General features: G+C 66.3%; 10 protein-coding genes. All 10 read left to right on the plus strand.

The window, feature by feature from the left end:
• The first annotated feature begins 41 nt into the window (after window positions 1–41).
• Complete coding sequence (locus COC42_RS16590; protein ID WP_141395877.1) at window positions 42–1,367, plus strand: lipopolysaccharide biosynthesis protein; 1,326 nt, start codon at window positions 42–44, stop codon at window positions 1,365–1,367.
• A complete protein-coding gene (locus COC42_RS16595; protein WP_096344474.1) occupies window positions 1,364–2,425 on the plus strand; it encodes a glycosyltransferase family 4 protein in 1,062 nt (353 codons plus the stop codon). Before COC42_RS16590 ends, COC42_RS16595 begins: the two co-directional genes overlap by 4 nt.
• A gap of 25 nt (window positions 2,426–2,450) precedes the next feature.
• On the plus strand, window positions 2,451–3,548 hold the full coding sequence (locus COC42_RS16600; RefSeq protein WP_096344475.1) for a glycosyltransferase family 4 protein: 1,098 nt from the start codon (window positions 2,451–2,453) through the stop codon (window positions 3,546–3,548).
• Complete coding sequence (locus COC42_RS16605; protein ID WP_096344476.1) at window positions 3,545–4,126, plus strand: serine O-acetyltransferase; 582 nt, start codon at window positions 3,545–3,547, stop codon at window positions 4,124–4,126. The genes COC42_RS16600 and COC42_RS16605 overlap by 4 nt, the downstream gene beginning before the upstream one ends.
• 11 nt (window positions 4,127–4,137) lie before the next feature.
• Window positions 4,138–5,340 carry a glycosyltransferase family 4 protein gene (locus COC42_RS16610; protein ID WP_096344477.1) on the plus strand — a complete coding sequence of 401 codons (1,203 nt, stop codon included), beginning with the start codon at window positions 4,138–4,140 and terminating at the stop codon, window positions 5,338–5,340.
• Window positions 5,341–5,372: 32 nt separating this feature from the next.
• On the plus strand, window positions 5,373–6,347 hold the full coding sequence (locus COC42_RS16615; protein ID WP_096344478.1) for a polysaccharide pyruvyl transferase family protein: 975 nt from the start codon (window positions 5,373–5,375) through the stop codon (window positions 6,345–6,347).
• Between the two features lie 87 nt (window positions 6,348–6,434).
• Window positions 6,435–7,931: a cellulase family glycosylhydrolase gene (locus COC42_RS16620; RefSeq protein ID WP_141395878.1), complete on the plus strand. Its 1,497-nt coding sequence runs from the start codon at window positions 6,435–6,437 to the stop codon at window positions 7,929–7,931.
• Window positions 7,932–8,331: 400 nt separating this feature from the next.
• Window positions 8,332–9,537, plus strand: coding sequence for an nSTAND1 domain-containing NTPase (locus tag COC42_RS16625; RefSeq protein WP_141395879.1), 1,206 nt, complete (start codon window positions 8,332–8,334; stop codon window positions 9,535–9,537).
• Window positions 9,534–10,892, plus strand: a complete 1,359-nt coding sequence (locus COC42_RS16630) for a GNVR domain-containing protein (RefSeq protein WP_096344481.1) — start codon at window positions 9,534–9,536, stop codon at window positions 10,890–10,892. Before COC42_RS16625 ends, COC42_RS16630 begins: the two co-directional genes overlap by 4 nt.
• On the plus strand, window positions 10,889–11,626 hold the full coding sequence (locus tag COC42_RS16635) for a P-loop NTPase family protein (protein ID WP_096344482.1): 738 nt from the start codon (window positions 10,889–10,891) through the stop codon (window positions 11,624–11,626). Before COC42_RS16630 ends, COC42_RS16635 begins: the two co-directional genes overlap by 4 nt.
• Window positions 11,627–11,643 lie beyond the last annotated feature (17 nt).

The raw sequence follows: 11,643 nt of genomic DNA on the forward strand, positions 1-11,643 counted from the left end.
CGCCACGGCGTACGGCCGCTCGACACCTTGAGGAGTAAGCGTTGGGTCCAGAACCAGAAACGGTGACGGGTGCGGCTTCGTCGCGCGGCGTGTTGCGGCGCGTGATGGCCGGGGGCGGCCTGAATCTCATGCTGCGGGCGCTGACGCTCGGCTTTCGTTTCGGCCTCAGCTTCTACATCGTCGCCTTTTTGGGGCTCGAAGCGGCCGGCATCTACGGTCTCGCGGCCGGCGCGGTGGGTGTCGCACCGGCGGCTATCGGCTGGGGTCTAAACTATTTCACCGCGCGCGAGGTCGTCGGCCGGACGCCGGACAAGGTTGTCGCACTCGTCAAGAGCCGGTTGTTCGTGACTCTCGTTTCGTTGACGCTGGGCAGCCTCGGCCTCGCGGCCTTCGGGCTCGCGACGGGCAATTTCACCGATCCGATCTTTCTCCTGATCCTCGTCCTTCTCTGGCTTGAGACGATCGCGCTCGACCTCTACCTGCCGCTCATCGGCCTTGAGCTGGCGACCCAGGCAAATGTCATCGTCTTCGTCCGATCGGCCGTGTGGGTCCCGGTCATCATCGTGCTCGGCATCTACGTGCCCGCCCTGCGCACGCTCGAAGCATTGTTCGTCGCGTGGATCGTCTGCCATCTGCTCAGCCTGGTGCTGATGGGCTTCTTCCTGCGACGCTGGCCGGTGATGGCGGAGCTCAACGCGCCGATCGACCGCAATTGGATCGCGGCGCGGCTTCGCCAATCCTGGTATATTTACTTCAGCGACCTTGGGATCGTCGGGCTCGCCTTTCTCGACCGGTACATCGTCAACTGGATCCTCGGGATCGGCGCGACCGGCGTCTATACCTTCTACTGGTCGATCGCCAACGCCCTGCAGACGATGATGCAGACTGCGGTCGTGCAACTCGCCCTGCCCAGGCTTCTCAAGAGCTTCCGCGAACCGACGCTGGACAATTGGCAGCGCGCGCTGCGCGGCGAGATCGTCAAGACCGGCATCCTCGCCACCAGCCTCGCTGCGGCGATCTTCGTGGCGGTGGAGATCGTCATCCGTTTCGATCCGGGCGGCCGCTTTCCCCATTATACCGGCCTTCTGGCGCTGATGATGATCGCCGCGGTGGCGCGGGCCGGATCCGACCTGCTCAACACGACCATCACCAGCACGGGCCGCGATCGCTATTATGCGATCACCAACGTCGCGGGCGTCGCGATGACCCTGGGCTTCGGCATCTTCTTCATCAGCGAGTTCGGGTTGATCGGCAGCGGCCTATCGGCGCTCGTCACGGCGACGCTGCTGGTGATCGCGCGCGCGGCCTATGTCCGGCGCGTCTATCGCCTCGAGGTCGCCCAGCGCCAGGCGGCGACCGCGAAATGAACACGCCCGTCTACGTAAACGCCCGCTTTCTGGCGCGGCCGGTCACCGGGGTGGAACGCTTTGCGCTCGGCCTTCTGGAGGGGCTTGATCAGCAGCGCGGCGGAGGGCCCGTCACCCTCCTGGCACCCGCCGGGATCGACCAGCCGGCCGCGCTGGGGCATCTCGGCTTTCGCACCGTGGGGCGACTGCGCGGTCATGCATGGGAGCAGATCGACCTGCCCCGCGCAGCGCAGGACGGGGTGCTGGTGAACCTGTGCAATTCGGGCCCGGTCGCGCACCGCCGCTCGCTGGTGGTCGTCCACGACGCCTGGGTCTTTCGTCACCCCGATCATTTCAGCCGTGGCTATCGACTGTTCCATCAGCGGCTCGACCGTCTGCTTGCACGGCGGGCACGCATCGCGACCGTATCCGAGTTTTCGCGGCGCGAATTGTCAGAGGTTCTCGGCCTCGATCCCGCGCGCGTGCCGGTCATTCCCAACGCCGCCGACCATGTGGCGCGCATCACTCCCGACACTGCGATCGTCGAGCGACTGAAACTGGGCGGCAAACGCTTTCTTCTGCTGGTCGGGTCGTTCGCCCCGAACAAGAACCTGCCGGCCGCGATTCGCGCGTTCGAACGGGTGGCGCGCGATGACGAGCGCCTGGTCATCGTCGGCGGGGCGGTCGCATCGTTCGCCAACGATGCGCTCCGCGGCCACAGCGACCGCATCGTGCTTGCCGGGCGGGTTGGTGATGCCGAGTTGGTCGCCCTCTACCGCGCGATGCACGCGCTGGTCTTTCCCAGCCTTTACGAAGGGTTCGGCATCCCTCCGCTCGAAGCGATGCGGCTGGGTCGGCCGGTCCTTGCATCGTCGATCGCACCGGTGGAGGAGGTCTGCGGCGATGCCGCGCTCTATTTCGACCCGAAAAGCGACGACGCGATAGCCGCAGCGATGCGCCGCGTGCTTGACGATCCGGCGCTTCACGATCAGCTGACCGCCGCTGCCGCGACGCGTGTCGCGAAGTTTTCCTGGTCACAAAGTGCCTCGCTGTTGCAGCGCAGCATAGATGGGCTATAAGCCCGGCTCGGCAACGGGGTAGGCTGTGCTGCACATCGTCATCAATGGACGCTTTCTCACCCAATCGATCACGGGCGTGCAGCGTTATGCCCGAGAGATCGTCCATGCGTTCGACCGTCTGCTCGACGCCCGGTCGGACGTGACGATGGAGCTGGTGTGTCCGCCTGCGACCACCGACCTGCCCGTTTATCGCAATATTCCGGTGCGCCGGATCGGCAGCGGCGGCGGCCATCGCTGGGAGCAGGCGAGCCTGCCGGGCGCGGTCGGCGACGGCATCCTGTTCTGCCCCGGCAACACGGCGCCGATCCGCTCGCTGCTTGGCGGGACGAAGACCGTCGTGACTGTTCACGACCTCTCCTACCGCTATTTCCCGAGCGCCTACAGCCGCGCCTATCGCCTCGTCTACAATTTGATGACGCCGATGATCCTGCGCCGCGCCGACGCCGTGCTGACGGTATCGGAGCCCGAGCGCCGGTCGATCATCGAGCATTATCCGGTTGTCGCGCCGCGCCTGGTCGCCATCCAGAATGGCGGCCTGGCCGAGGATGTCGTGATCGACCGCCCCCGCCCCGCAGATCTGCCGCCACCGGGCTATGTCCTGTACGTCGGCAGCCTCAGCAAGCGGAAGAACTTCCCGATGATGTTCGACGTCGCGTGCGAGATGGCCGCCAGCCGCGGTACCCGCTTCGTGTTCGTCGGCGGGACCGAGGCTTCGCTCGAACAATCGGATCGCAGCGTCCCGCCGGACATCGCCGAGCACATCTTGTTCGCCGGTCAGGTCAACGAGACCGACAGGCTGGTCGATTGGTACAACGGCGCCGCCGCCTTTCTCTTTCCGTCGCTCTACGAATCCTCCGGTCTCCCGCCGATGGAGGCGATGGCGTGCGGCGTGCCGGTCGTGGCCTCGCGTATCCCCGCACTTGAGGAACGGTGCGGCGACGCGGCGCTCTATTGCGACGCGAGCGACCGCGCCGACATCATAGCGACCCTGTCGCGCCTTCTCGACGATCCGCTGCTTCACGCCGACCTGTCGGCGCGCAGCCGGGCACGCGCCGCCGAATATGACTGGCGGAACTGCGCGATCAAGACGCTCGACGTCTTTCGCAACGTGGACGCTGCATGACCGGCACGTCTTACCCCGGCTTCCGCACGCTGGTGCGCAGCGATCTCGAAAGGTTCGCCCTGTCAGAGGGGCTGCCGGTCACGCCCCAGCTGGCACTGCGCATGATCTTCCTGATGCCGGGCTTCCAGTTCGTGCTCTGCCGCCGTATCCAGGACCGGCTGTACCGGGTGCCCGTCATCGGCCGCGGGCTGCGCCGCGTCTTCTGGTGGTGGACGACGCGCAGCTTCGGCGCCGAGATCGCGATCGGTGCAGAGGTCGGCCGCGCGCTCCACATTCCCCACCCCTATGGCATCGTCGTCGGCGTGTGCCGGATCGGCGACGGCGTGACGATCCTCCAGAACGTCACCATCGGCAAGAAATCGGCGACCGCGGGCGGTCATCCGGTGATCGGCGACCGCGTCTATCTCTCCGCAGGCGCGGTGATCGTCGGCAACATGACGATCGGCGACGATGCGACGGTAGGGGCCAATTCGGTGGTGACGGGCGACGTCCCCGCCGGCACGGTCGCCGTCGGCGCGCCCGCCCGTATCCTCGATCGCCGTCCGGCAGCCGCCGCTCCGCACCGCTTGCCCGAATAGGAACAGCCCCGATGCGCATCCTGCTGATCGCCACGCTCTTCAAACCATTTTTCGAGGGCGGTGCCGAGATTTCGGCGCATTATTTCGCCACCTGGCTGGTCGAGAACGGGCATGAGGTGTCGGTGCTCGCCACCGCCCCGACCCCCGCGGACGAGACCTGGGGCACGGTCGAGGACGGCTATCGCATCTATCGCGTGTCGATCCCGCGCGCCTACACGCCTTTGGAGGCGAGCCGCGCGCCGGTCTGGAAGAAGCCGATCTGGCACGCACAGGACCTGCTCGACCCGCGCAACGAGGCGGTGGTCGGCCGCGTGCTCGACGCAGTCAAGCCCGACGTGGTCAACATCCACATTCTGCAAGGGATCGGCTATAACGCGTTGAAGGCGCTCGGAAAGCGGAACCTGCCCGTTGTCTACACGCTGCACGACCTGGGGCTTGCCTGCGTCAAGATGGCGATGTTCATCGACGGCAAGGAATGTGCGGGCCAGTGCACGACCTGCGCGCTGTCGAGCAAGGTCAAGACGGGCTATCTCCGCTCGATCGAGCGGCTGGCCTTCATCTCGCCCTCGACCGCCAATTTCGACAAGCTGCGCCAGTTCCAGCCGATCGACGACTATCCCTGCCACCGCGTCCTCAACGCCAATCGCTATCCCCTGCCTGAGCAGCCGCGGGTCGAGAGCGACGTCCCCCGCCTCCTTTATGTCGGCCGCTTGCACGTCTCGAAGGGCGTCGAAGTGGTGCTCGAGGCGCTCGACAGCCTGAGCGAGCGCTACCGCTTCACGATGGACATTCTCGGCGCCGGTCCCGACGAAGCGCGCTGGCGCGAGACCTATGGCGACCGGCCGTGGCTGCGCTTCCACGGCCATGTGACGCTGGAACAGGTGGCCGAGGTGATGAACCAGAGCGACCTCTTGCTCGTCCCCTCGATCTGGCATGAGAATTCGCCCGGCGTCGTCATCCAGGCGCTCGGCCTCGGCCTGCCGGTGATGGGCAGCAACAAGGGTGGCATTCCAGAGCTGGTCAGCGACGGGGTCAACGGCTTGCTCGTCGCCCCTGGCGACGTGGCGGCGTGGCGCGACGCGATCGCCGGCGTGCTCGACGCGCCCGAGCGGCTGACCCCGCTCCGCGCCGAGGCGGCGGCCGCCACCTTTGAGTTCGACCGCGACTATCTGGGGCGCAAGGCGCTCGCCGTGCTGGAAAGCGTCGCTCGCTGACGCCGGCCCCCACCCCTTCAGGAGATAAACCGATGTCCGACATCAAGAAGATCACATTGTACGACTCGTCGGTCACGACCGACAATCTGGGGGACGGGATCATCATGGTCGCGGTGCGCAAGCATCTGCGCGAGGTGTTTCCCTATGGCTTCTTTACCTCGATCCCGTCGCACGATTATCCCGGCAAGGTCGGCCTCGCCAAGGCAAAGGCGTGCGACTATGCCTTTATCGGCGGCACCAACATGATCGCCAGCCATTGGCTGCGCTATCATCAGTTGAAGCTGCGGCTGCGCGACCTGGGCTCGGTCAAGCCCTTCCTGTTGATGGGCGTGGGCTGGCACAAGTACCAGCGCGATCCCGACCCGGTCACGCGCGCCATCTATGGCAAGATCTTTGACCGGACGATGCTGCACTCGGTGCGCGACCGCTACACGCACGACAAGCTGAAGCGCGCGGGCTTCGACAACGTCGTCTATACCGGTTGCCCGACGATGTGGGACCTGTCGCCGACGCATGTCGCGGCGATCCCGACGACCAAGGCCGATCGCGTGCTTTTCACGCTGACCGCCTATCTGCGCGACGACAAGGCGGACCGCGCGATCCTCGACCTGCTCGCCAAGCGTTATTCGAAGGTCTTCTTCTGGCCGCAGATGTACGACGACATGGCGTATCTGGAGGAAATCGGCGCCGACTATCTCGCCAGCGGCAAGGTCGAGATCGTCGAACCCACGCTGGAGGCGGTGAACGAGACGCTGCGCTCGGGCGACATGGACTATGTTGGCCTGCGCCTCCACTGCGGCGTCCTCGCGCTTCAGAACAGCGTGCGCTCGCTAATCGTCATCGTCGACAATCGCGCGGCGGAGATCGGCCGCGACACTGGCCTGCCAGTGGTGAAGCGCGAGGAACTGGCGCGGATCGATCAGTGGATCGACGGATCGGACCCGGTACAGCTTACCCTGCCGCTCGACGAAATCGCCGCCTGGAAGGGGCAATTTGCCGCCCGGTAAGGGTTTGCTAACCCTGTTCGATAACCAGCTAACAAGTTGATCTGAATAAAAGCGCCGAGAACAATTGCGTTCTTCGGGGCTTGTCGGGTGAGCGTTTTCAGGCGGGTTGTACACGCATCGCAGTGGCTGGGCGTAAGCGCAGCGGCGCTGTTGCTGGTGTCGTGCGGCGGGTCGGGGGACGGCGGCGAAGCGAGCGTCACGCCGTCGCCCATCGCACCGGCGCCCACGCCCGTCCCCACCCCCGCGCCGTCGCCAACCTCACCGCCGACCACCGTCGATACAACGACGCTGCCCGCCGACCCGGCAGCCACGACGATCAGCTTTGCGGCGAGCGCGATGTCACCGCAACCGCGCCGGATCACCGGTATCGGCGTTCATCTTGCTCAGGCCGGCCTCTACCCCATCGATCCCGAGCGCACGCTCGCCCTGATCGCGGCGCAGAACAACAACAGCTTCCGCGACGATATCTACTGGAACGCCTTCGCGCCGTCCTGGGACCCGCAGGGATCGCATCTGGAGCCCGCGCTCAAGGCGGCGCTGGACCGGACCGACATGATGCCGGTGCTGATCCTCAACAACGGCAATCCGGCGATCGAGGGCACCAACCCGCCGATCACCGAAGCGGCTCGCCAGGAGTTTGCCAAGTTCGCCGGCCGCGCGGTCAGGGCGGTCGGCCAGCGCCCGGTCATCTACGAGATCTTCAATGAGTGGAATCTGCGCGTCGGCGACCGCTTCAACAAGCTGGTTGGCGCTGGCGAGGCGGGCGATGCGCGCGCCGCGCAATATTATGTGCCGCTCGCCAAGGCAGCGACCGCCGCCGTACGCGCCGCCAATCCGCAGGCGACGGTGATCGTCGGCACTCCCGCCGACGATCCCGACTGGGAGTGGAGCAAGGCCGTCGTGCGCGGCGGCGCGCTGGAGAATGCCGATGGCTTCGGCCTGCACCTCTACGCCCACTGCAATGTCTCACCCTGGAACAATGCGACGGCGCTCATCGGCCGGCTCGAGCGGGCGCGAGCAGCGCTGAACGAGGCGAATGGCGGACGCGAGGTGCCGATCTACGTCACCGAGTTCGGCTGGCCCAACACGTCGGTCGCCTGCGGATTCGATGCGGCTACCGTCGGCGCATATACGGCGCAATTCACGCTCTATGCCGCGGCACAGCCCTGGATACGCGGCACATGGAGCTATCAGCTGCGCGATCAGGCGACCGATGCAGCCGATCTCGAAATGAACTTCGGCCTGTACGACGCGCAATACCGCGAGAAGCCGAGCGCGTGCGCCCCGCGTGAGGCGAATGCCCTGCTGGCCGAGGCTGAGGCCGCCACTCTCCATCGCCCCTCCCCCGACCTGTTCGTCCTGACGCTTCGCACCGCCACCGATACCAAGCTGATCGCCTGGACCAGTCGGGCGGGCCAGACGGGCAGCGTGCGCGTCGGCGGGACCATCGGCTACACTTCCCGGCCGCTTTGCGGAACTGCGGTCGCCGGTTCGGCCGATCGCCTGGTGCAGGTCGGCGTGATGCCCGTGGTCGTCAGCGTACCCACGCTCCAGCTGATGGCGCTTCAGGCACGCGCCCTCTAGACGACAATCCGCAAGCTGTTATGGTGCACCGCAGCAGTGGACGGTGCGCCTGTGCGTTCGTCCTTGCTGCGGCAGTTGCGGGTGTTCGGTTGCGGCATGTTTCAGCTCGGCACTGACCCGGCTGGGCGTACCAGTGCAGAGACTTGTACCGGCGTGGCGAATCGGTAACGGGTGGCCTCAACGATGGCTCGTCTGTTGACCAGGGAGTGTGTGGGTGTTCGATTGGCTGCTGCGCCTTTTTGGCGGCGAACGCCGACCGCCGCGCATTGCGAGTGACTCCGGCCTGTTCGGCGATCAGGGTCTTGCCCGAAACCTGAGCGCCGTTGCGCCGCGCGAGGCGCCCTTACCTATCCGGGTCGAGCCCGAGACCAATCTTGTCGAGGGACCTATCGCTGGCCGTATGCTGATCACCGATGACATGGCGCTGATCAGCAACATCCACTCGGTATTCAACTCAAGCATGCCGGTCGCTGACCGCAATGGCCTGTGGGGTCGCGGGGCGGAACTCAAGCGGCTGGTGGCAAGCGTCCTCTATCAGGGACGCCATGGCATCATCTATGGCGCGCGCGGGTCGGGGAAAACGTCGCTTTCCCGCGTGTTCGGGGATTTTGCGGACGAACACGGCAATCTCGTCCTCTACCATTCGGCCAGCGGCGACAGCGATTTTGCCGGACTGATGCATCCGGTGGCCGTTGAACTCGCAAGCTTTGGCGGCTCCGCGGCGCAGCGCAGCCTGACGCCGCCGCCGCTCCAGTCGATGGACGCACGCAACTTCGGCGGGTGGCTGATCGATCATTTCGACCGACCGATCCTGATCGTCCTCGACGAGTTCGACCGGATCGCCAGCCAGCAGACAAAGGCCGACATATCGAGCCTGATGAAGTTCCTGTCGGACATCCGCGCGCCGATCCGACTGGTGCTCGTCGGTATCGCCTCGGACATCGATCACCTGATCAGCGGGCACCCTTCGCTGCGCCGCCACCTCGAGTCGCTGTACATCGGTCCGATCGCCAAGGAGGAGTTGATCGCGCTGCTCGACCGTTGCTGCCAACAGGTCGACATGACGATCGACGCGGATGTGGCCGACTATATCGCCACCGCGGCATCGGGTTCGCCCTATCACCTTCGCTTGTTCGGTCTTCACGCCGCGCTGTCTGCGGCGGGCGAGCAGCGCCGACAGATCGAGATGCGCGATGCCGAAGCGGGTTTTCGGGAAGCGCTGGGCGAGTGGGAGCGGATCAGCCGCGACAGCAGCGAGACGCTGCGCGCCCTCATCCCCGCCTCCCCGCAGGCGCGAGAGGCAATGTGCGTCGCGGCGATCCTCGACTGTTACGTTCCGCTGTTCGACGCACTGACGCTGCGCAGCGCCCTGATGGACTACGGGTTCGAGCCGGCCGGCATCGACGATCGCGTCGAACAGACGATCCGCGCGTTGCAGCCGGCGCTGATCCAGCCGTCTCCCGGCAGCTACAGCTTCAGCGATACGCTGGCACCGCAATTCTTCGTGCTGATGCTTCGCCGTGGCGGCGACGCCCGGAGGGTCGGGATCGAACAGCGTGATCAGCTGGGGTCCGCGATGACGATGTTGAAGGAAGGATTCAGATGATCCGCGTCACCGACCTGGTCCATGCCCTGTCCCGTCGCTTGCGCTTTGTCCTTCTGGTCGGCGGCGGAGTCTTTGTCGCGGTCATGATCCTCGGCCTTCTGCAGCCGCGTCGCTACACGGCGGCCTCGTCGCTTCTCATCGACGTGACCGAGCGCAATCCCGTCGCCGATCAGGCGGCCCCGAGTCCGCAGGTGATCGACACGGTGATCGGTACGCAGACCGACATTCTGAAGAGCGATCGGGTGTTTTCGCGAGTTGCGCGCGAGGCGGGCCTCGTGGCCGAACAGCCGGGCGACAACGATACCGAAAAGCTCCGGAACGCAGTGATCGCGATGCAGAAGAGGTTCGGCGTCGTCACCGTGCCCGGCAGCAACGTCGTCAAGATCTTCTATAACGCGCCCGATCCAGAGCAGGCGGCCGATATCGCCAATCGTATCGCCGACTCTTTCCTCGCCGAACAGGTTGCCCTGCGCGCCGACCCCGCCCGCCGGAACGCGGCATGGTACGATGACCGGATCGCCGAGGTGCGCGGCCGGCTCGAAGCCGCTCAGGCGCGGCTCTCCCAGTTCCAGCGCGAGCGCGGGATCGTCGGCATCGACCGCCTCGATCTTCAGGGCGACCGGGTCAAGACGCTCTCGGCCGAGCTGACCGCCGCGCAGGCCGCGCAGGCACAAGCCTCATCGGTCGCGGGGATGAGCAACGCGCCCAGCGTCGCCTCGTCCGCCGTGGTCCAGGATCTGCAGCGCGACGTCGCCACCCAGGCCGCCAAGGTCCAGGACCTCAGCAAGACGCTCGGCCCCAATCATCCCGACATGATCGCGGCACGCGCGTCGCTGTCGGAGCTTCGCGCCTCGCTGGGGGCCGCGCGATCGTCGCAGGCCCAGTCGCTCAACAGCGGCAGCGTCGCCGCCAGCCGGCGCGTCGCCACCATTCAGGCGGAACTGGCGCAGGAACAGCAGCGGCTGCTCGCCATCTCGGGCGTACAGGACCAGCTGGCCGTGCTTCAGCGCGACGTCGATGCGGCGCGCCAGACCTATGACGCCGTTCGCCAGCGCTTTAACGAAGCGGCGCTGGAGGGTGAGATCTCGCAGGCGAGCGCCACCCGACTGGATCGAGCGTCCGTGCCGATGCTTCCGTCGCAACCCAATCTGGTGCTCTGGTTCCTGCTGGCGATCACGCTCGGCGCGGTCGCGGGCATTCTGCCGATCATCGTCCGCGAAGTACTGCGGCCCCGGCTCCGCTCGATCGCGGGGACCGCGCAAGCGATCGACATGCCGACGGTCCTCGACTTCACGGTTCCGCTTCTTCCCGGCACCGAAACGCGCCGGCTCGGTTTTGGAGGTTCGACGCAATGAGGATCAGGTCATCCGCCGCCGGCGGCGCTGATCACGCCGCCAATCCCGCATTCGGCGCACCGGGACGCGATGGCGCGCGGGTCACGCCCGGCGTTCGCAGCGCGCCGCAGATGGCGCCGCGACCCGAGCTGATCGCGCTGCATGAGCTCGGCAGTCCGGATGCCCTGAAGATCAGGGCACTGCGCGACACCCTGCTCAGCACCTTTTCCGACCGTCCACACGGGCGCGTCCAGTCCTGGGTGCTCGTCGGCATCGACTGCGAGGCCGAATTGGCGGTACTTGCCGCCAATCTGGCGATCGTGCTCGCGCGGCTGGGGACCCCCACCCTGCTGATCGACGGCGCGTTCGAGAGGCCGATGATCGACCATCTGTTCGGCATGCCGGCAGAGGCGGGCCTGGTGAACCATTATGACGGCAGCGCCGCGATGCTGGCCGCCTATCCCGGCCCGGTCGAAGGCTTGTCGGTGATGCCCGCCGGCGAACAGGCCCCTGCGGCCGCCCACCTTCTCGAACAGGCGCCGATGCTCGACATGATCGAGCGTTGGCCGATCCAGGCCGAGCTGGCGATCCTGTCGCTGCCGATCTCGTCCATGTCGTTCGCGCAGACCATCCGCGGCTTCGACGGCGCGGTGATCGTCGCCAAGAAGCATCGGGCGACCGTCGCCGACACGCGCCGGGCGGTCGATGTGCTCGACAGCGAGAGAGTGACCGCGGCGGCGACCGTCCTCGTTTGAGCGGGCTCCATTCGGCC

The organism is Sphingomonas spermidinifaciens, from assembly GCF_002351485.1.
Lineage (GTDB): Bacteria > Pseudomonadota > Alphaproteobacteria > Sphingomonadales > Sphingomonadaceae > Sphingomonas > Sphingomonas spermidinifaciens.